Origin of the sequence: Actinophytocola xinjiangensis, assembly GCF_001921215.1 — a bacterium.
Taxonomy (GTDB): domain Bacteria; phylum Actinomycetota; class Actinomycetes; order Mycobacteriales; family Pseudonocardiaceae; genus Actinophytocola; species Actinophytocola xinjiangensis.
The window spans coordinates 26785-47612 of record NZ_MSIF01000020.1; the positions used below are offsets into that span (position 1 = coordinate 26785).

At 71.3% G+C, this 20828-nt stretch carries 20 protein-coding genes; 6 read left to right on the forward strand and 14 right to left on the reverse strand.

The window, feature by feature from the left end; translation table 11 throughout:
- Position 1 precedes the first annotated feature (1 nt).
- From BLA60_RS30515 to BLA60_RS30570, 12 genes are all read right to left on the reverse strand, one after another.
- Entirely contained in the window at positions 2-1753 is a 1752-nt protein-coding gene (locus BLA60_RS30515; RefSeq protein ID WP_154814740.1) for a non-ribosomal peptide synthetase, read from the reverse strand.
- On the reverse strand, positions 1753-3240 hold the full coding sequence (locus tag BLA60_RS30520; RefSeq protein ID WP_075136490.1) for a condensation domain-containing protein: 1488 nt from the start codon (positions 3238-3240) through the stop codon (positions 1753-1755). Before BLA60_RS30520 ends, BLA60_RS30515 begins: the two co-directional genes overlap by 1 nt.
- 27 nt (positions 3241-3267) lie before the next feature.
- Positions 3268-4077, reverse strand: coding sequence for a hypothetical protein (locus tag BLA60_RS30525; RefSeq protein WP_075136491.1), 810 nt, complete (start codon positions 4075-4077; stop codon positions 3268-3270).
- Positions 4074-5399: a cytochrome P450 gene (locus tag BLA60_RS30530; RefSeq protein ID WP_075136492.1), complete on the reverse strand. Its 1326-nt coding sequence runs from the start codon at positions 5397-5399 to the stop codon at positions 4074-4076. Before BLA60_RS30530 ends, BLA60_RS30525 begins: the two co-directional genes overlap by 4 nt.
- 13 nt (positions 5400-5412) lie before the next feature.
- Positions 5413-6306, reverse strand: a complete 894-nt coding sequence (locus tag BLA60_RS30535; RefSeq protein WP_245812243.1) for an NAD-dependent epimerase/dehydratase family protein — start codon at positions 6304-6306, stop codon at positions 5413-5415.
- Positions 6307-6331: 25 nt separating this feature from the next.
- Positions 6332-7054, reverse strand: coding sequence for an ATP-binding cassette domain-containing protein (locus tag BLA60_RS30540; protein ID WP_075136493.1), 723 nt, complete (start codon positions 7052-7054; stop codon positions 6332-6334).
- A gap of 123 nt (positions 7055-7177) precedes the next feature.
- Complete coding sequence (locus tag BLA60_RS30545; RefSeq protein ID WP_342744789.1) at positions 7178-7807, reverse strand: 4'-phosphopantetheinyl transferase family protein; 630 nt, start codon at positions 7805-7807, stop codon at positions 7178-7180.
- Between the two features lie 10 nt (positions 7808-7817).
- Positions 7818-8303, reverse strand: a complete 486-nt coding sequence (locus tag BLA60_RS30550; RefSeq protein WP_075136494.1) for an anthrone oxygenase family protein — start codon at positions 8301-8303, stop codon at positions 7818-7820.
- A 134-nt stretch (positions 8304-8437) separates the two neighbouring features.
- Positions 8438-9742, reverse strand: a complete 1305-nt coding sequence (locus tag BLA60_RS30555) for an alpha/beta fold hydrolase (protein ID WP_211288906.1) — start codon at positions 9740-9742, stop codon at positions 8438-8440.
- 25 nt (positions 9743-9767) lie between these two features.
- Positions 9768-11258, reverse strand: a complete 1491-nt coding sequence (locus tag BLA60_RS30560) for an FAD-binding protein (protein WP_075136495.1) — start codon at positions 11256-11258, stop codon at positions 9768-9770.
- Between the two features lie 14 nt (positions 11259-11272).
- Positions 11273-12826: a flavin-containing monooxygenase gene (locus BLA60_RS30565; RefSeq protein WP_075136496.1), complete on the reverse strand. Its 1554-nt coding sequence runs from the start codon at positions 12824-12826 to the stop codon at positions 11273-11275.
- 10 nt (positions 12827-12836) lie between these two features.
- Positions 12837-13721, reverse strand: a complete 885-nt coding sequence (locus BLA60_RS30570; protein ID WP_075136497.1) for a class I SAM-dependent methyltransferase — start codon at positions 13719-13721, stop codon at positions 12837-12839.
- Positions 13722-13914: 193 nt separating this feature from the next.
- Between BLA60_RS30570 and BLA60_RS30575 the strand changes: the two genes are divergently transcribed.
- The 6 genes from BLA60_RS30575 to BLA60_RS30600 all read left to right on the forward strand — a co-directional run bounded on the left by BLA60_RS30575 (position 13915) and on the right by BLA60_RS30600 (position 18055).
- Complete coding sequence (locus BLA60_RS30575) at positions 13915-14178, forward strand: hypothetical protein (RefSeq protein WP_075136498.1); 264 nt, start codon at positions 13915-13917, stop codon at positions 14176-14178.
- 9 nt (positions 14179-14187) lie between these two features.
- The gene (locus BLA60_RS30580; RefSeq protein WP_075136499.1) at positions 14188-15174 is read left to right on the forward strand and encodes a 3-oxoacyl-ACP synthase III family protein; all 987 of its coding nucleotides are present in this window, start codon (positions 14188-14190) and stop codon (positions 15172-15174) included.
- A 73-nt stretch (positions 15175-15247) separates the two neighbouring features.
- A complete protein-coding gene (locus BLA60_RS30585) occupies positions 15248-16000 on the forward strand; it encodes a 3-oxoacyl-ACP reductase family protein (protein ID WP_084735434.1) in 753 nt (250 codons plus the stop codon).
- 186 nt (positions 16001-16186) lie between these two features.
- Positions 16187-16897: a DUF2306 domain-containing protein gene (locus tag BLA60_RS30590; RefSeq protein ID WP_162293032.1), complete on the forward strand. Its 711-nt coding sequence runs from the start codon at positions 16187-16189 to the stop codon at positions 16895-16897.
- A 42-nt stretch (positions 16898-16939) separates the two neighbouring features.
- Entirely contained in the window at positions 16940-17218 is a 279-nt protein-coding gene (locus tag BLA60_RS30595) for a hypothetical protein (RefSeq protein ID WP_075136500.1), read from the forward strand.
- 12 nt (positions 17219-17230) lie between these two features.
- Positions 17231-18055 carry an NAD(P)H-binding protein gene (locus tag BLA60_RS30600; RefSeq protein WP_075136501.1) on the forward strand — a complete coding sequence of 275 codons (825 nt, stop codon included), beginning with the start codon at positions 17231-17233 and terminating at the stop codon, positions 18053-18055.
- A 44-nt stretch (positions 18056-18099) separates the two neighbouring features.
- Here the strand turns inward: BLA60_RS30600 and BLA60_RS30605 are convergent, their stop codons facing one another.
- A complete protein-coding gene (locus BLA60_RS30605) occupies positions 18100-18765 on the reverse strand; it encodes a DUF6875 domain-containing protein (protein WP_075136502.1) in 666 nt (221 codons plus the stop codon).
- The gene (locus BLA60_RS30610) at positions 18762-20795 is read right to left on the reverse strand and encodes a pyridoxal phosphate-dependent decarboxylase family protein (RefSeq protein WP_211288907.1); all 2034 of its coding nucleotides are present in this window, start codon (positions 20793-20795) and stop codon (positions 18762-18764) included. The genes BLA60_RS30605 and BLA60_RS30610 overlap by 4 nt, the downstream gene beginning before the upstream one ends.
- Positions 20796-20828: the final 33 nt, after the last annotated feature.

The following is a 20828-nucleotide window of genomic DNA, read 5'->3' on the forward strand; positions in this document are numbered from 1 at the left end:
TTCAACCCTCTCCACCGAGCAGCCCGGCGACGCCGGCGACGGTCGTGGTCTCGAACAGGGTCGTCACCGGGACGGTCACGCCGAACTCCTCGTCCAGGCGCACACACAGCCGGGCCACGCCCAGCGAGTTGCCGCCGAGGGCGAAGAAGGACGCGGCGCGCGGCACCTCGGGCAGGCCGAGCAGCTCGGCGAAGATCCCGGCGACGCGTTTCTCGGTCACGGTGCGCGGCAGGTCGGCCCGCCCCGCCAGGTCCCCGGCGACCAGCGCCGCCAGCTCCCGCCGGTCGACCTTGCGGTCCTCGGCCACCGGCAGCCGGTCCAGGCGGCGGACGTGGTCGGGCACCAGGTGGCCGGGCAGCCGCCGCTCCAGCTCGGCGCGCAGCCCGTCGGGGTCGGCGCCGCCGGGCAGGCTCACGTAGAACAGGCACAGCGCCTCGCACGCGCCGTCGTCCTCGCCGACCGGGACCACGGCCGCGCTGCCGACCCCCGCGACCTCCTGGGCGGCGCGCTCGATCTCCTCCGGCTCGACGCGGTACCCGCGCACCTTCACCTGCCGGTCGAGCCGGCCGTCGAAGTGCAGCAGGCCGTCGGCCGACCAGTGGCCGGCGTCGCCGGTGCGGTAGACCACCGTCGGCTCACCGTCCACGGTGACCGTCACGAACCGGCGGGCGGTCAGCTCCGCGTCGCCGAGGTAGCCCAGCGCCAGGCCCGCGCCGGACAGGCAGATCTCCCCGGTCTCGGCCACCGCGCACGGCCGCTCGCCGTCGAGCACGTGCACCCCGGTGTCGGGCAGCGGCCGGCCGATCGGCACCCCCGCCCGGCCGGTGCTGTCGGCGGGGCGCACCACGTGGTCGGTGGCCGCGATCGTCGACTCCACCGGGCCGTACATGTTGACCAGCGGCAGCTCCGGGTGGCGGGCCAGGAACAGGTCGGCGTGCCGGGGTGAGAGCCGCTCACCGCCGGTGCCCACGACCCGCAGGCCGGCGAACGCGTCCAGGTCGGTCTCCACCACCAGTTGGAAAACCGCGGTGGGCAGGAACACCGTGTTCACGCCCTCGGCGACCAGCTCCCGCAGCCGCGAGGCCAGCTCCAGGGTGCCGCCGTCGAGCAGGACCACGGTCCCGCCGCCGAGCAGCACACCCCACGAGTCCAGCCCGAACGCGTCCCAGCTGGCCGCCAGTGACTGCGGCATCACGGTGCCCGACCCGACCGGCGCGAACGCCCAGTCGTCGAACAGCCGCACGGTGCCCCGGTGCGCGCACACCACCGCCTTGGGCCGCCCGGAGGACCCCGAGGTGAAGAACACCGCGCTCGGGTCGTCGCCGCTGACCGGGACGTGGGTGGGGACGCGGCGGTCGCCCCGGGGGTTGGTCGGGCGCCACACCGGGCGCGGCGAGCCGGTGTCCGAGGTGGTGACCACCACCGGGGCGGGCAGCGCGTCGACCATGTCGTGCAGCCGGGCCGCCGGCCAGCGCAGGTCCAGCGCGGCGTAGGCGGCGCCGCGCTTGAGCACGGCCAGCAGCACGGCCAGGAACTCCGGGGAGCGCGCCAGCAGCACCGGCACGACGTGCCCCGGGCCGACGCCCAGCGCCTCCAGCTCGGCGGCGTAGGCGTCGGACATCGCGTCCAGCTCGGCGTAGTCGACGTCGCGGCCGTTGTGCCGCACCGCGATCGCCGACGGCCAGCGGTCGACGCACCAGCGGAACAGGCCGTGCACGGTGTTGGCCCGGCGGCCGGTCTGCCGGGGGGCCATCACGCGCCCCGCAGGTGGGCGGCCAGCGCACGCGGCGTCGGGTGGGCGAAGAACTCGGCGAGGGTGAGCGGCACGCCGGTGGCGCCCTCGGCGAGCTGGGCGAGTTTGGCGGCCAGCAGCGAGTGGCCGCCGCTGTCGAAGAAGTTGGCGTCCGGCCCGAGGTCGGTGCGGCCAAGCACCTCGTGCCACAGCCCGACGAGCCGCTCGACCAGCGCCTCGTCGACCGGGCCGCTCCCGGCGACGGCCACGGCCGGGGCCGCCGGGGCGACCGTCCCCCAGGACGGCAGGTCGCCGATCGGCAGGTCGGGGTCGGTGTCGACGGCCAGCAGCAGGTGCTCGTAGCGCTCCAGCAGGGCCACGACGTCGGCCTCGTCGTGCACCTCGGTGGCGTACACCGCGCGCAGCGCCAGCCGCTCGGGGGAGGCGAGCAGGAAGAACTCCAGGTCGAACTTGCTGTAGGCGGCGTCCAGCTGGACCACTTCGGCCGGGGCGCCGCCGAACTCGAACGTGGTCGCCGCGCCGACCGGGACGTAGTTGAACACGTGCCGGAACACCGGGTTGCGCCACACCGCCGGCCGATCGGCCGGGACCTCGACCTGCTCGGCGCGGTGCTCCAGCCCCGCCAGGAACACCTCCCGCACCCGGCGGGTCAGGTCGCGGAAGCTCGCCCGCTCGTCGACCGACACCCGCAGCGGCGCGACGTTGACGTGGAAGCCGACCGCCTTCGCCGTTGACTCGTCGCGGGTGGTGAACGGGGCGCCGACGACCAGGTCAGGGCCGGCGCCGTGGCGGGCCAGCAGCAGGTAGTAGGCGGCGAGCAGCAGCACCCCGTCGGGGGCGCGCAGCGACTTGCGCAGCCGGGTGATGACGTTGGCGATCTCCGGGGTCAGCTCGTGGGTGACCTGCGCGCCGGCCAGCGTCCAGGTGGTGGCCTCGCGGGTCGCGATGCCCAGTGCCAGTCCGGCCGGGTCGAACCCGTCGAGGTGCCGGCGCCAGAACTCGCCACCCGAGGCGGCCGTCCTGGCCGGCGCCGGCGCGGGCGCGGGCAGCGGGGTGCCGGCGAGGACCGCGTCGTAGGCGGCGGCCAGGTCCGCGCCGAACAGGAACGCCGACAGGGCGTCGAACACCAGGTGGTGGGCCACCACGCACACCAGCTCGCCGGCGACACCGACCCGCAGCAACGACCCACCGTCCACGGTGAACGGGCGGGTGGCGAACTCGGTGACCTCGCCGGTGATGTCCTCCAGGTCGACCGTGTCCGGCTGGCCGGCCGAGATGACCAGCCGGGCGTCCTCGACCAGGAAACGCCTGCGCAGCACCGGATGCCGATCGAGGACGTGGCCCAGTGCCGTCGCCAGGACGTCACGGCGCAGGCCGCCGGCGACGCGGAACGCGAAGGGGACGTTGTTGACCCCCGTCCCGGGAACGCATCTTTCCAGCAGCCACAGGGATTGTTCGTTGTTCGTGGCCAGGTTGTCGTGTTCCACGGCGGTCTCCTTCGCCGGACGGTGCCCTCAGCCGTTGGGCACCGGGCTGAGTAAGCCGGACAGGACGCCGGCCACGGCGTCGGCCCGCAACAGGTCGACGTGCTCGACGTCGACACGCAGCTCCCGGCCACCGAGGTCGGTGCCGCCCCTGGTCGCCGAGCCGACCACGGTCGCCCGCGCCCACGCCGGGGTGGGGTCGAGCTGGTCGGCCGCCACGACCCAGTTCACGAACGAGGTGAACGTGGCCGACAGCTCGGCGCGCCGCACCGGGTCGAGCCCGACCCGTTCGAACGCGGTGTCACCGGCCGACACGTACAGCTCGCTGAGCGCGGGCCCGAAGACCTGCACGTCGTCGTTGGCGTGCAACAGTTCCTGTCCCCGGCGCAACACGTCGGCGACCTCCTGCGGGGAGAGCACCGAGCCGAACAGCTCGGCGCCCCGGTGGTACTGGGCGTACAGCGCGCCGGCGGTCGGGCGTTCCGGGTCGAACAGCACCAGCTCGGGGGCGTCGGCCTGCCACCGGGCGACCCGGTCGGCGACGGCGGCCGCGAACACACTCCCGGCACAGAACCCGAGCACCGCGCTGATCCGTGCTCCCGTCGCCGGCAGCCCGTCCAGCCACCCGGCCAGGTAGTCCCGCGCGGACCAGCCGCGTTCGGCGCCGGCCGGGGGTGGCAGCGCCTCCCACACCGTACGGGCCGGACGCAGCCGCGAGGCGAGGTCGGCGAACGTGGCCTCGGGTCGGATGGGCGTGGGGAAGTCGCATGCCAGTACAACCTCTTCCTGGTCTCCGGTGCTCAGAACCCGCCAGGACCCGGGCGCGGCCGGGGCGCTCACCTCGGCCGCCGGGGGGTCACGACGATCAGGCTGCCCTTGGCCGGGATCTGGGTGACGTGCCGCGAGGTCGGCCGCTCCGGGGCCGGCCGGGTGACGTGGATGTCGTAGCGGCGCAACGCCTCGCCGAGCACCACCGCCGACTCCTGCAACGAGAACCCCGCGCCGATGCAGCGGTGCACCCCGCCGCCGAACGGGATCCAGGTACTGGCCGCCGGGTTGCGTCCGACGAACCGCTCCGGGCGGAACTCCTCCGGGTCGTCGTGCACGCCGGGATTGCGGTGCACCTCGGAGATGATCGGCGCGACGATCGTGCCGGCGGGCAGCTGGTAGCCGGCGACGTCGGCGTCGCGCTGCAACCGGCGGCCCACGTTCTGCACCACCGGCCGCAGCCGCATGACCTCCTTGTGCACGCCCAGCAGGTACTCCTCGTCGCCGCTGTCGGCGGCGTGCTGGGCGGCGCGCTGGACGTCGGGGCGGCGCGCCAGCTCGTGGAAGGTCCAGGCCAGCGCGGTGGAGGTGGTGTCGTGGCCGGCGATCAACAGGGTGATCATGTGGTCGCGCAGCTCAACGTCGGACACCTCGGTCTCGTCCGAGTCGATCAGCCGGGACAGCACGTCACCCCGGCCGGACAGGTCCGTGGCCGCCCGCCGCTCGGCGATCTCGGCGTAGAGCAGCCGGTCGGCGGCCAGCAGGTTCTCCCGGTTGCGCTTCCACGGCCAGTAGCGCTCCAGGTTCGGGTAGGCCCAGCCGAGGAAGGTCAGCGGGCCGACGTTGGAGATCTTGGCGATCAGGTCCCGCAGCTGGGTCAGCCGGGCGCCGTCGACCATGCCGAACACGACCTTGAGGATGACCTCCAGGGTCACCGCCGCCAGCCGGCGGTGCACCGGGAACGTCGTGCCGATCGGCCAGCTCGCCACCTCGGCGACGGCCAATTCGGTCATCATGTCGCCGTAGCCGCGCAGCGCGGCGCCGTTGAACGCCGGCATGAGCTGCTTGCGGGCCCTCAGGTGCGGGTCGCCGTCGAGCAGCAGCAGCGAGTTCTCGCCGGCCACCGAGAGCAGGATCTTGTTGGCGTCGCTGGCGTGGAACACGTCCGACGGCCCGGTGAACACCTCCCGGATGTGCTCGGGCCTGGTGACCGCGACGACGTTGCGCCCGCCGGTGATCCGCATGGTGAAGGTGTCGCCGTAGCGGCGCTGGAGGTTGGCGTAGAAGGTGCTGCGGGCCACCGTGTACAGGAACGTCTGGACGACTCTCGACGTCGTCGGCCCCGGGGGGAGGGAGCCGGCCGTGGCGGCCGGGTTCACGTCAAGCGTTGCCATGATGCACTGCCTCCTACCAGGCGGGGAACCAGTCCACCGCGGGCTCGGTGCGCTTGGGCTGCCAGCCGGTCAGGTCGCTGAACCTGGCCGAGCTCAGCCGCTGGGACCTGGCCAGGATCGCCAGGAAGCCCCTGGTGAGCACGCCGGGCAGGGTCCGGGCCTTGGCGGCCCCGGCGACCTCGGCGATCACCGCGCCGAACTCGCGCTTGCGGATCGGGGTGGCGCCGAGGTTGTAGACGCCGCTGGGCGCGGTGAGCGCGGCGACGATCCCGGACGCGGCGTCGGCGGGGTGGATGGCGGTGAGCCAGCCGTCCGGGTCGCCGAAGTAGGCGGGGCCACGGCCCTTGGCGCCGTTGATCATCCAGCGGCTGATCGGGTCGTCGCCGTGCACGGTGGCGATCCGCAGCCGGACGGCGGATCGGCCCTCGCCGGCGAAGGTCTCGGCGTTGACGTGCGCGGCGACCGACGCGCGGGTCGGGCCGACCGGGTCCAGCGGCGCGCGCTCGTCGAGCACGGTGTCCCCGCCCTCGGCGTAGGCCAGCGACACGCCCTCCTGGACGAGCACGCCGACGCCGGCGGCCAGCGCGGCGCGGGCGAGCGCGCGGCTGCCCTCGGCGCGGAGCCGGTCGTTGTCGGCCCAGTTGCGGTTGCGCATCAGCCGCCGGCCGACCGGGACCCTGGTCGCCACGTTGACGACCGCGTCGTACTCGCGCAACACCGGCACCAGCGAGTCGGCGTCGAACACGTCGGCGGCCACCGGGTCGATGCCCAGGGCACCGATCGCCGGTAGCCGGTGACGGCCGCTGGCCATTCCGCCCACGTGGTGGCCGTCGGCCAGCAGCGCGGGTACCACCTCGCGGCCGAGTACCCCGGTCGCTCCGATCACCAGCACACGCACGGACCTCACCCTTTCTCGTCTACAGTGGACGGCCTCAGGCCGCGGGGCGGCGAGCACCGCCGGCGGCCAGGCGGCCGTGGTCGAGCACGCCGACCCGGTCGCACACCGCCCGCACGTCCTCGGCGGCGCGGCCGGCGTAGAGCACCGACCGGCCCTGGGCGCCGATCCGGCGCACGATGCCCAGCAGCCGCTCGGCGTCGGGCCGGTCGACCCCGGCGGTCAGCTCGTCGACCACCAGCAGCCGGGGGTCGGCCAGCAGTGCGACGGCCAGGCCCAGCGCGCGGCGCACGCCCAGCGGGGCGCGGTCGACCGGCGCGTCGGCGTTGTCGATCAGCCCGGTGACCGCCAGGGCCTCACCGGCCAGCTCGCTGCCGTGGATCCTGGCCCAGAACTCCAGGTTCTCCAGTACGGTCGCGCAGGGCAGCACGGCCGCCTCCTGCAACGTGTGTCCCACCAGGCCGGTGCGCACCGGCGACATCACCGAGTCGAGCCGGTGCCCGTCGAGCAGCACCATGCCGGCGTCAGTGGGCAGCAACCCGCACACGGCGTGCAGCACAGTGCTCTTGCCGCTGCCCTCGGCACCGGTCAGACCGAAGATCTCCCCCGCCCGCACCTCGAACCAGACGTCGTCGACCAGAACCGTGCCGTCGACCGACACCCGCATTCCCTGGCAGGAGAGCAGGACGGCCGTCTCGCGGGGGTCCGGTCGGGACCTCGCCGCCGTCGCGGCCACATCGACCACCGCGTGTGGTGTCATCCGGACACCTCCCGTGTTCCGCGCTGTCAGTGTCTGTGCTGTCGAAACCCTTTGCTGCGCACAGAATCACAGGTCGGCGAAGGCCAAACCAGGGAACAGGACACGGTCGGCGATGTGAAATCCTCATGCGGTGACGGCGGCCAGCAGCAACCCGTCGCCGGCCAGCCAGCGACCGGTGAAACCACCCGGTCCGCCGGGCGCGCGCACCACCGCGCGGAAAGCGCCGGTGGAGTCGAACTCCACCGTGGCGTCACGGAAACCCAACCAGGTTCCGGTAATCGGGAACCATGCCTTGTAGACAGCTTCCTTGGCACAGAACAACAACCGGTCCCAGTGCACGCCCGGGGCGAGCGCGGCCAGCGCCGCGCGCTCACCGGGCGAGGTCACCAACCCGAGAACGCCGTCGGGCAACGGAATCGCCGGCTCGGCGTCGATCCCGAGCACGCGCACCCGCTCGCACCGCGCGACGACAGCGGCACGATAGCCGGCGCAGTGAGTGAGGCTGCCCAGCACCCCCGGCGGCCAGGCCGGCGCGCCACCCGGCCCGCGCAACAGCGGTGCCGGCGCGATTCCCAGCTCCCCCAACGCATCGCGCGCACAGCGGCGCGCGGTCGCGAACTCCCCCCGGCGTTTGGCCTTCGCCCCGGTCAGCAGCCGCTCCTCCGCCGGGAACAACGGCGCCGGCACCGCGTCGTCGAACGCCTCGGCGTACCGCACCCCGACCGGCAGGATGCTGGCGATCAGTGCGGTCACCGTGGCCCTCCTACACCGCGCCGTAGGCGATCAGCGCCCAGCACAGGGCACCGAACGCGCCGACGTGCAACCAGCCGCGGACGTTGTTCAGCCGCGTCCACGGGCGTTCGTACCGCTGACGCGCCACCGCCGGGTCGGTGGCCGCGCCGGCCTCGTCGAGCTGCCGGTTGAGCGGCACGTTGCCGCCGCCGGTGACCATGAACGCCACCAGGTTGAGCCCGAAACCGATCGCGGCCGGCAGCAGCACCGAACCCCGGTCGCCGCCGAACATCAGCACCATCGCCGCCGCGCTGAACACCACCGAGCCCAGGAACGACAGGAAGAACTTCGGGTTCTGGATCACCCGGTTGATCCGCTGGTTGACGTCCACATAGGTCCGGTCGTCGACCTCGCGCAGCGCGATCAGTACCGATACCTGAAACCCGTAGAACACTCCTGTCACCAGTCCTGTGGTGACAGTCGCCGCGACCAGCGCGGCGATCCGCACGATGTCCATTCCCACTCCCCTGACCGATGCGTTGACCATCCCAAGTGGAGACCTCCGCCGAGGATCGGCGGAGGTCTCCTTACCCACTGGGTGCCTGACAGCCTGCCATGAGGCGGCATCGGTGACCGGGCGTGCCGTGGCGGCTACCCGGTGACGAGGCTGGCGATGGCCTTGGCGACGGCGTCGGGGGCCTCCAGCGGGAGCATGTGGCCCTTGTCGGCCAGCTGCTCGTACCGGGCGTTGGGCAGCTCGGCGGCCACCACCCTGCCCAGCTCGGGGTCGATCACGGTGTCGGCGGTACCGGCCAGCACGACCGCCGGCACCTCGACCGAACGCAGACCCTCCCGCAGGTCCATCCCGCGCGAGGACCGGAAGCAGTCCGCGCGCACCTGGCGGGGGGTGGCCGCGAACAGCCGGCGGTTGGCCTCCAGCGCGGCGGGCTCCGGCTTGGGGCCCATCGTCTGGCCCAGCATCCGGCGCCCGAGCGGGCCCCGGGCCACCGCCCAGCTGAAGACCGGGTTGCCCATCAGGCGGACCTCGCCGTCCGGGGTGTCCTGGTCGTGCGCGGCCGTGGCGACCAGGGCCAGCGCGCCGAGCCGCGTCGCCGCGTCCGCCGCGTGGTTGATCGCGTAGGACATCGCCGCGAAGCCCCCGCCGGAGTGCCCGGCGACGACCGCGTCCCGTGCGTCCACCGCGGCCAGCACGGTGGCCAGGTCGTCACCGAGCCGCTCGATGGAGATCGGCTCGCTGCCCAGGGTGGAGTCGCCGTGGCCGCGCTGGTCGTAGGCGTAGACGGTGACGCCCTGGCCGGCCAGCCGCCCGGCGACCCCCAGCCACGCCTTGCGCCCGGCCGCCCAGCCGTGCGACAGCACGACCGTCCCGGTGCCCTCGCCGGCCGGCGGACCGAACACCGACACCGCGAGCTGGGCTCCGTCGCTGGTCCGCACGGTGCGCACGGCACCGTCCTCGCCGACCGGGTCACCGGCGCCGACGAGCTGGTTGAGCCGGATGAACGCCGCCCTGGTGGCCTGCGAGTGCTCCAGGCCGACGTCGGCGACCTTGCCCAGGACCTTCGCTATGCCCTTGGGCTCGGCCTTGAAGTGCATGGACAGCCGGGTGCGGCGGCCACCGGCGGCGGGTTCCAGCAGGAACTCGCAGGTGCCGAGGAACGCGCCGGACACGTAGTCCGCCTTGAGCCGCCGGCCCGGCTCGACCTCGGTGGTGCGGGCCAGGAAGCGCAGCTTCGGGCCGCCCGTTCCCACACCCCGGGGGTGCACCGTGACCAGCGTCTCCCCGCCGACCTCGTCGGGGGAGACCGGTCCGGGTTCGAAGGTGTTCTTCGGGACCCACCAGCCGGCGCCGCCGCTCAGCTCGGCGACCAGTTCCTTCCACACGACGTCCGGCGAGGTGTCGACGAACGCGGTGTCGATGATGTCGAAGCCACTCAATCTGGCCACTCCTCTCAAGGTCGAGCTAGCCGAAGAAACCCTGGCCGGGGGTGAGCACGTGGTCGGGGTCGTAGGCGCGCTTGGCGGCGACCAGCCGGAACCAGTCACCTCCGAAGTGCCCGCGCCACTCGCGGGGTGTCATGTCGGGGATGGCCCCGATCAGGTACCGCGTGCCGCCCAGGGAGACCGCCAGGTCGTAGAACCGGCGGTTCTGGGCGAGCATGCCGGCCACTCCCGGGTCGTCCGGGAAGGGCAGCCGCAGCAGGTCGAACAGGTAGACCACCGGCTCGTCGGGCACCTTGAACAGCGGCTTGGTCAGCTTCGAGGTCAGGAACGGGTACAGGAACGAGAACCCGACCCCCAGGTCGGCCGAGGTCAGCTCGGCCATCACCTGCCGGGTGAACTCGGCGACCGTCGAGCGGGGCAGCACCAGCGACAGCCACGGGTGCGGCTGGTCCCAGAACCCGCCCTCCTTGGCGGCCTGCTCGATGGCGTCCAGGCGGAACACCCAGTCGCGGAAGGGCAGGTCGTCGAAGGTCGCCGAGGCGCGGTCGTCACGCAGCCCGGCGAGCAGCGCGGCCCGGTCGGGCGGCGTGCCGTCGTGGTAGGCCACCACGTCGATCAGGTACCGCCACGCGGTGTCCTCGGCGTTGCGCACCGGGCCACCGGCCTGGTAGTCGAACCGGCCGTCGCGCAGCAGCTTCTCCTGGTCGGCGAAGTACACCGCCGGGTCGTCGTAGTACAGGCTGAACAGCGCGGCCCGCGCCGGCGCCGCCACCAGCCGAACCCTGGCCTTGGTGATGATGCCGACCTGGCCGCCGCCGGCGAGCGCGGCGTTGAACAGGTCGGCGTTCTCCCTGGCCGAGGCGCGCACGACGTAGCCCCGGCCGGTGACGATCTCGATCTCGCTGACCGTGTCGACCTGCAGGCCGTACTTCTGCACCTGGCCGCCGACCCCGCCGACACTGAGCGTGCCGCCGATCGACAGGTGCTGGTAGTCGGTGTGCGACGGGGGCATCAGACCGCGGGGCAGCGTGGCGTCGATCAGCTGCGCCCAGGTCACCCCGGTGTCCACCCACGCGGAGTTCGCGCCGATGCTGTGGATCGTGGACAGGCTCTTGGCGTCGATCGAGATCCCGCCGGGCACCGCGGCCTGACCGTAGTTGGAGTGCGACTCCAGGTCGTCGGCGCCGTTGCCGCCCTGCCCGTTCACCGCGATGGTGAGCCCGTTGATCCGCGCGTAGCGGACCATCTCGACGATGTCGCCGACCGAGCCGGGCCGCAGGACCGCCCAGGGGCTCTCGGTGACCAGGTGGCCGAAGTCGTGGCTGAACCGGGTCAGCACGGCCGGGTCGGTGACCAGGGTGCCGTCCAGCCTCGGCAGGCGCGCCACACCGGTGGTGTCGGCGCCGGCCACGGCCCATTCGCCGCTGGCGGTGCTCCAGCCGACCACCGCCGCGCCGACGGTGATCCGCTTGAGGACGTTGCGTCTGGTGAACGTGACGTTCTTGTTCATGTCGCGTGCCCCGTTCAGCGCTGCGCGGCGGTGACGTACTCGGCGCCGGACAGCGTCGTCACCTGGTAGGCGGACAGGTCGAACTTCTTGAGCTGCTTGCGGAACTTCCAGGTGAACGACGGCCAGATCGACGGGTTGTTGCCGTTGTCGTCGAGGTACCAGCTGGCGCACTGGCCGGAGTTCCAGACCGTGGTCTTGAGCTGCTCCTGGACCGACTCGTTGTAGGCGATCTGCGCGTCCTGGTGGACCGACACACTGGACAGTCCACGCTTGCCCATGCTCGCCAGGGCGTCGGCGACGTAACGCACCTGCGCCTCGATCATCACCGTCTGCGACGAGTGGCCCAGGGTCGTGTTCGGACCGAGCAGCATGAACAGGTTGGGGAACCCGGCGACCGTGGTGCCCCGGTAGGCGGCCATCCCGCCGGCCTCCCAGGTCTGGGCCAGCGACACGCCCCGGTCGTTGATCACCCGGCGGGCGATCGGCCGCTCGGTGGCCGCGAAGCCGGTGCCCAGGATGATCGCGTCGATCTCCCGCTCCTGGCCGTCGGCGGTCACGATGGAGTTGGCCCGCACCTCGCTGATCCCGTCGGTGACCAGCTCCACGTTGGGCTGCTGGATCGCCGGGTAGTAGGTGTTGGAGAACAGCATCCGCTTGCAGCCGATGGTGAAGTCCGGGGTGAGCTTCGCGCGCAGCTCCGGGTCGGGCACGCTCTTGTTGAGGTGTTTGACGAACATGCCCTGCACGGTCTTGGCCGCGATCTGCGGCTTGCCGAGCAGGAACGCGAGCACCTCACGGCCCCACTGGTTGAACCCGCGGCGGAAGCCCTGCACGCCCGGCACGTTGCGGAACAGCCACTGCCGGAACTTCCCGTTGGGCTTGTCGCTCTTGGGGCCGATCCACGCGGCCGTGCGCTGGTAGATGTCCAGCTGACCGACCTTCGGCTGGATCTTGGGCACGAACTGCAGCGCCGAGGCACCGGTGCCGATGACCGCGACCCGCTTGCCGTCGAGGTCGTAGTCGTGGTCCCAGGTGGACGAGTGGAAGATCTTGCCCTGGAAACCGCTGATGCCCTTGATGTCGGGCACGACCGGGTCGGACAGGTAGCCGCTGCCGGTGACCAGGACCTGGGCGGTGTAGGAGCCCTGGCTGGTCTCGATCTCCCAGCGCCGGACGTTCTCGTCCCAGCGCGCGGAGACCAACTCGTGGTTGAACCGGATGTAGGGCCGCACCCCGAACCTGTCGGCGCAGTCGTTGAGGTAGGCGTAGAGCTCGGGCTGCTTGCCGTAGGTGCTCTGCCAGTCGGTGCGCTGGGCGTAGCTGTAGGAGTAGAGCAGGGCGGCCACGTCGCACTCGGCGCCGGGGTAGGTGTTGTCCCGCCAGGTTCCGCCGACCTGGCCGGCCCGCTCGAAGATCAGGAAGTCGTCCTCTTCGGACTTGAGGAGGCGGATGGCCATCCCGAGGCCGGAGAACCCGGCGCCGATGATGGCCACCCGGACGTGCGGGACACGGTTCCCGCCACCGCCGGCCTGGCGCACGTCGCCCAGTGTTGGATCGGTGATCGTCATGGGAGCCTCCTCAGGCGTTGCGCGACAGCACGATGCGGAAGTTGTTGAAGATCTTGTCCTCGAGGGTGTACGCGAAGATGTCCAGGTAGCGCTCGAACCGCTGCACGACCTCCTCGCCCTGCATGGCGACGGCCTCGTCCCGGCGGTCGGCCAGGTTGGCCAGCCACGCCCGGCAGGCCCGGCTGAAGGTCTCCCGCTCGTTGCGGATCTCGATGATCTCGAACAGGCTCTCGGCGGCCTGGACGAGCTCGTTGGTGTGCGGGATGTAGCAGCCCTGGAACTCCTCGCGCTGCAGGAACTTCAGGTCGTCGATGAGCCGGCGGCTGAGCTTGGGCTGCTCGATGGTCATCATGTGCAGCACCAGGCGGCCGTCGACCTTGATCAGCGAGTGGCACTGCTTGAAGAAGGCGCGGAACCGGCCGACGCGCTCCTTGGGCGGCAGCGACGCGAGCACGAAGTGCTCCAGCGCGTTGACGCAGAAGGCGGCGTCGTAGGGCTCGTCGGTGCGGTGGTCCTCCCAGCTCTCCACCTTGATCTCGATCTTGTCGTTGCCCAGGGAGTCGACGAACTCCTTCTGGGTGCGGCTGAGCGTGACACCGACGGCCTTCTTGACGCCGTGCGTGGTGGTGGCGCGGTCGAGCATCGTGCCCCAGCCGCTGCCGATGTCGAGGACCTTGTCGGCGCCGACGGCGTTGGCGTTGGTGATGAACGCGTCCAGCTTGCGGTACTGGGCCTCGTCGTGGGCGGCCCGCAGGTCCTCGCCCTCGTTCCAGTAGCCGCCGGAGTACATCATGGCCGGCCCCAGCAGGAGGCGGTAGAAGTCGTTGCCCACCTCGTAGTGGTGACGGATGGCGTCGACCTCGGGGTTCACCGGCTTGTGATCGAGCGTGGTCATTCTCGCCTCATTTCTCCTCATGCTCCGCGGGGCCTGCAAAACACCTCACCTGTCGCGGACGAGGTAATCGTGTCGACCGCAACAGTCCCGCAAGAACGAGCGCGGGCCGCCGGCGATTGCGCTCCCGTTGCGCTGGTGGCGATTACCTGTCAACCACGACATGCGGACCCCACAGTCGAGAGGAGCCACGCTCATGGAACTGCCCACCGTCGAGGAACTGGCGACCCAGTTGCAGGATGTATCGGGGGCGGAGTCGATCGATGTCGACGCGGCGCTGCAGAAGATCTCCGACGTCGATTCGCTCGACCTGATGGAGTGGCTGTACAGCTTCCAGTCCAACTACCCGCACATCCCCGCGGACGAGTCGCTGTTCAGTGACATGGACGACACCACGACCCTGCGGGTCGTGCACGGTCGGATCCAGGCGCTGGTCTCCCAGACCTCGGCTCAGAACTAGAGAACGGCCGTGACTGGCTTCCAGATCACCGGTTGGGGCAAGGCACTGCCCGAGCGCGTGGTGACCAGTATCGAGATCGCCGAGCGGTTCGGCGTGGACGAGGACTGGATCGTCAGCAGGTGCGGGATCCGTGAGCGGCGGTTCGTCTCCCCGGGGGAGACGACCGCCAGCCTCGCGGTGGAAGCCGGCCGCCGCGCGCTCGAGAAGGCCGGGCTGACCGGTGAGGACATCGCTCACCTGATCGTCGCGTCGGCCACTCCCGAGCAGCTCTCCCCGGCGACGTCGGCGTTCGTGCAACACGACCTCGGCGTCGCCGGGAGCGCGCACGACGTCAACGCGGAGTGCTCGGGTTTCGTGTACGGGCTCATCACGGCCGCCGGCCTGATGACCCTGGACCCGAGGCCGATCCTGCTGATCGGCTCGGACACCCACTCGCTGACGATCAATCCGCAGGACAGGGATCTCGGGATCCTGGCCGGTGACGGGGCGGGCGCGGTCGTGCTCACCCCGACACCGGACAAGTGGTTGCAGGCCTGGAACCTGGGTGCCGACGGCAAGTGCACCGGCAGCCTCAAGATCCAGGCCGGCGGCAGCCGGATGCCCACGACCGAGGAGACGGTCCGCCAGGGCCTGCACTACTCGGAGATCAAGGGCAACGAGATCTACCTGAACGCGGTGCGGTTCACCGTGCGTTCGGTGCGGGCGACGCTCGAGCAGGCCAAGATCGACCCTGACGAGATCGACCACATCCTGCCGCACCAGGCGAACATCCGAATCATCAACTCGATCCTCAACCACACCGGTCTCGACCCGGACAAGCTGATCACCAACCTCGAGAAGTACGGCAACACCGCGTCGGCGTCGATGCCGATCGCACTGACCGAGGCGTTGGAGGCCGACCGGATCAACGACGGTGACCTGCTGCTGCTCGCGGGCTTCGGCGCGGGCATGACCTGGGGGTCCGTACTCCTGAAATGGGGAGGCGAACAGTCGTGAGCGGAGCTTGCGGAGCGAACCATCGAACACAGGGCGACCGCGAGCGGCGCCACCGAGCCTGCGAGGGGGCGTCGTGAGTAAAAAGGCGGCTGGTGTTCGGCCCGATCAGCCGGTCGCGCTCGTCACGGGCGCGTCCGGCGGGTTGGGCCAGGCGCTGGCGATGGAGCTGGACGGGCTGGGTTGCCGGGTGGCGGTGCACTACAACCGCTCGAAGGACGCGGCGCTGGCCGTGGCGGACAAGCTGGAGAACGAGTCCGTCGTGGTCACCGGCGACGTCGGTGACTGGGAGGCCGTTGTCGCCCTCAACGCCGAGATCGCGGAGAAACTGGGCCCGATCGACGTCCTGGTGAACAACGGTGGTATCCGCAAGGACGCCCTGATGGCCATGCAGTCCCCCGAGGACTGGCACGAGGTCATCCGGACGAACCTGCTCGGCACGTTCCACACGTCGAGGGCCGCGGTCGGGGGCATGCTGCGCAAGCGGTGGGGCCGCATCATCAACATCGTGTCCCCGTCCGGTCTGATCGCCTCGTCCGGCCAGACCGCGTACTCGGCGTCCAAGGCGGGCATCATCGGCTTCACCAGGTCACTGGCGGCGGAGGTCGGCCGCCGGGGTGTCACGGTCAACGCGCTGTCGCCGGGTTTCATGGAAACGGCCATGACCAGCGGCCTGTCCGACGCGGTGACCGCGAACATCCTGGAGAAGTCCCCGATTCCCCGGTTCCCGACGACCGAGGAAGTGGCCGCCAGCCTGCGTCTGTTCCTGGACGGCGACTGCATCACCGGCCAGGTGGTAAGCGTCGACGGCGGCGTGGCCATAACCTGAGCCGCAGTCGAACCCCAGGGCGGGCCCGCGTGCACCGGCATGCGAGCCCGCCCTGTTCGTTTCCCCAGGAAACAGCGACACGACCATGAAAAATTCATACCGGACGACGTGAACAATTCCCTGGGGCCAGACAAATCCGACTGCGACCCTGGACAAGCCGCCCAGCCACCGCCAGAGGAGCCGATCGTGTCGAACACCCTGGACCACCGGCAGACACCGGTGACCGCGCCTCGGCCACAACGCCGCCCCAAACGCCCCAAGGGCCTCATCGCCCTGGTCGTCCTGGTGGTGGCGTTCCTCGCCGCCTCCCTGCCGCCGTACGTGACCCTCGACCCGAGCACCTCGATCATCCCGATCAACGCCCAGATCGCGCTGCACTACCCGATCCTGCTGGGCCACATCCTGTTCGGCACGATCACGCTGTTCACGGTCTGTCTGCAGCTGTGGCCGAGGATCCGCCGGAACCGCCCGAAGATCCACCGCATCAGCGGCCGGACCTACGTGTTCGCCGGCATGATCCCGACCTGTGTGCTGGCCCTGGTCGTCGTCCCGATGGGTGAGCTGAACCTGATCGGCGCTTCCGGTGCCACGGTCTGGGCCTCGCTCGGCCTGTTCTTCACGATCCGCGGCTATCTGGCCGGCCGGGCGCGCGACACCCGGGAGCACCGCCGCTGGATGATCTACAGCTTCGCGACCGCCATGGGTCTGGCCACCGGCCGCGTCATCGCGGTGGGTGTGCCGGCGATCCCTGGCGTGCCGGACTCGCCGGACGTGTTCTTCCCGCTGGGTGGTTTCTGGCTCGGCTGGATGGTGAACCTGGCGATCGCCTACTGGTGGCTGAACATCAAGCCGGCACGCGCCAGGGCCAAGGCGAAGGCGAGTCGCGTACCGGCCTGAACCTACAGTCCACATCGGACTTCAGCCTGGGGAAGGATCGACATGTTCACTGGAGCCAGGTCGAAACCGGCGCTCGTCGCCGTGTTCGCCAGCTTCGACCGGCGCGGCAATCGCTACGTCCGGGAGATCTCCCACGCCGGCCTGTTCACCGGAGATCTCACCGGCGCGCTGATCAAGGTCGGCCGCGACGGGAAACACCAGATCGTTACCACCGATCTCACCGGGCCGGCCGGCCTGCTGATCAGCGGCGACAACGCCTATGTCAGCGACTGCGGCGTCTGCCCGGGAACCGGACGTGTTCTGCGTATCCCCCTTCGCTGACAGGGTGGGAACATGACACGGGAAATCCTGGTACTCCAGCCGAACGGCAGAACCGGACGGCGAATTGTCCCGCGCCTGCTCGCCCACGACGTCGCCGTGCGCGGCGCCTCCCGCACCACCACCCCGCCGTTCGACTGGCGGGAACCGCGCACCTGGCACGCGGCTCTGGCCGGCGCGGACGCCGCCTACGTCGTCTACTCCCCCGACATCGCCTTCCCCGGGGCCGCCGACGCCATCGGCGCGTTCACCGAACTGGCGGTGCGCTGCGGGGTCGGGCGGCTGGTCCTGCTCTCCGGCCGCGGTGAGCACGAGGCCGAACGCGCCGAGGACCTGCTGCGCGACAGCGGCGCGGACTGGACCATCGTCCGGGCGGCCTGGTTCACGCAGAACTTCAGTGAGGGTTTCCTGCTCGACGCGGTCCGGTCGGGGGTGATCGCCCTGCCTGCCGGCGACATCCCCGAGCCGTTCGTCGACGTCGACGACATCGCCGACGTGGTGGTCGCCGCGCTCACCGACGACCGGCACACCGGCCAGCTCTACGAGGTGACCGGACCGCGGCTGCTCACCTTCGCCGACACCGCGCTGGAGATCGCGCGGGCCACCGGGCGCGATGTCCGGTACCTGCCGGTCACCATGGACGCCTACCGCGAGGGGGCGGTGGCCGCCGGGGTGCCGCCGGCCTCGGCCGACCTGCTGATCGGGCTGTTCACCGAAACCCTCGACGGGCACAACGCCCGGCTCACCGACGGAATCGAACGGGCGCTCGGGCGGGCGCCCCGGGATTTCTCCGACTACGTGAAGGCGACCGCCCAGACCGACGTCTGGACCCCCGCCTGAGAAACCGGCCGGGCGGCGAAACGCACAACCCGCCCGGCCGGAACTCAGGCGACGTCCAGATGGTTGTTGTTGGTCATTCTGGCGACGATCTGGTTGCGCATTCTCGCCGGAATGGTGTCGGCGAACCGCGTCAGATAGCGCTCCAGGTGCGGCTCGGACTCCAGGAAAGGCAGGTCGAACACCAGCAGCTGACGCACGGCCAGCAACGGGATCGGCGAACGCAACGGCCGGAACGTCCTGCTCCACAGGCCCGGTTCCGGGCACACCGGGTGGAACTGGCCGATCATCAGGCCCTCGGCGACGAACTCGTCCTTGGCCTTGCGCTGCAACTCGTCCAGCTCGGTGGAGTCCGTGTGGTCCAGGTGCGGCAGCACCACCAGCAACGCCACCAGCTCGCGGTCGGCCTCGCTCAGCTCGGCGGTGAGCCGCGCGTGCCAGGTCCGCAGCTGGGCGATCACGGCGGGCATGTCCAGTCCGCCGCCGTCGTCGACCGCCACGCCCAGGTAGTACAGGTCCTTGCGCAGCGACGGCGCGGTGTACGGGCAGACCGGGCCGGTGCGGCCCAGTGCCGGGTTGGAGGTGACCAGGAACTCCTCGCTCCAGTCCAGGATCTCGTTCAGCGGGCCACGATGCTCCGCCGGCACGGCACCGCTCCTGACCTGGCTCGCCGGCCAGAGCAGGAGCTGGTCGTCGCCAAGCGCGGCACTCATCGTGGCTCCCTCCACAGGGGACGAAGGGAGGGGCCGCCCGGCAGCACGATCTCGGTCCCGACCGGCGTGAACCCCTGACGCAGGCACAGCGCGGCGCCGGCCACCGAGCTGGCCTCGGTGTACACGCCGACGTGCTCGCGGTCCGCGCGCGCCAGCAGCTCACCGCTGAGCGTGACCATGGTGCCGGCGCGACGCGCGTCGGGCAGCACGGCGCCGAAGGACGGGTAGTAGTGCTCGCCGGCCGGGTGGTGGTGGGCCTGGAGACCCATGATCGTCAGCAGCGCCTGCCGGTACTCGCCGGCCAGCTCACCGAAGCGTTCGGTCAGCTCCTCGTCGCGCGCCTCCAGCTTGTCCCACGCGCCCGGTGGCAGGAACAGCAGCGCGGCCTGGCGTCGCTCGTCGGTGAGCACGCCGTCGTAGTCGAGCGAGATCTCCAGCTGCGCCAGGAAGAACTGGGGCAGGATCTGCGCGCGCCGGGTCTCGTCGGGGAACGCCCAGAGCATGAGCGGGTCCGTGAAGAACGAGTTGACGAGTACGTCGACGAGCCGGTCGGTGTCGGCCTCGGTCCCCCGCACGATTCCGGTCGGGGTCGCCCGGTGAATACCCTCGGATCGCAATGCCTCTCCATCCGCCGTGTGTTCGCTGCGGTGTCCCGCCGGCAGGTCGGCTCCGGCGGCGAGTTCGTGCACCCGGTCGTGCAGGTGATCCAGGTAGGCCTCCGCCTCGGGCTTGATCAGCACGCTGCGCAGGACGTGCGCCGTGGGCGCGTCGGGCACCAGGTCGGGGTGGCGGTGGCCGAAGGCCTCGGCGTCGGCGCGCACGACGCTGAGGAACACCGGTTCCTCGGCAGCGCCCATCCCGTCGCGCAGCAGCCGGTTCGACGCGGCGTCCACGGCGCTCAGGGCCGGGTTCGCGGTGGCGGGGAAGTAGGTCACGATGTCCAGCTCGGGGCGCTGGTAGAGCCGCAGGGCCGGGGAGGCGTCGATCAGGTCGGCCCAGCGCAGCGCGGCCCGGCGGCTGGCCGACAGGGTCGCGCCGAAGCCCTGGGCGGTCAGCGGGACCAGTTGCAGCGTCAGCCACAGCGCGGCGGCCGAGGCACCGGGGCGCGAGCACTCCAGGCTGATCTCGCCCAGGTGCAGCTCGGCGTCGGTGAAGTAGGTGTAGGGCGAGTCGTGGGCGAAGTGCCGCCCGTCGCTGGGGTCGTTGAACAGCACCGCACCGCAGCCGTAGGGCTGGAGGCCGTGCTTGTGCGGGTCCACGACCACCGAGTCGCAGCCGGCGATCGCCTGCCAGGGCCGGGGGTCGATCGGCTCCGGCGCGTCTGGCCGGGCCAGCAGGGTGAAGAACCCGCCGTAGGCGGCGTCCACGTGCACCCGCGCGCCGTACCGGCGGGCCAGCGGCAGCACCTCGTGCACCGGGTCGACCGCGCCGAGACCGGTGGTGCCGGCGGTCACCACGACCGTGCCGACCCGCCCGGTCGCCAGCTCCCGCTCCAGGGCGTCGACGTCGAGCCGGCCGGCGGCGTCGACCGGCACCGGGTGGCCGTCGACGCCCAGTACGTCACACATCCGCTGGTGGGTGTAGTGCGCCTCGGTGCTGAACGCGACGCCCCGCCCCGGATGGGTCTGGCGGGCGACGTAGAGGGCCTCCAGGTTGGCCATGGTGCCGCTGGTGGTCAGGTGTCCCAGCGCCGAGCGCAGGCCGAACATGCCGGCCAGGGCGTCCACGCACTCGCGTTCCATCTCGGTGGTCGCCGGGCCGCCCTCGGCCGCGTGGTTGTTGGGGTTGTACAACATCGCGGTGAGGTAGCCGACCACGGCCGCGGGGTGCGGCGGCTTGACCATCTGGCCGGCGTAGCGCGGGTGGAAGAACGGGTAGTTGTTCGTCATCCGCGCGGCGAACAGGTCGAACACCGGCGCGAACTCGGCGTCGGGCAGCAGTTGGGACGGGTGGCGTGGGTAGGGACCGAACCGCTCGCCCCATCGTTCGACGACGTCGACCGCGCGGGCGAGCCAGTGCCGCAGGTCCATCGCGTGCCCCCTTTGTCTGGTTCACCTCAGGTA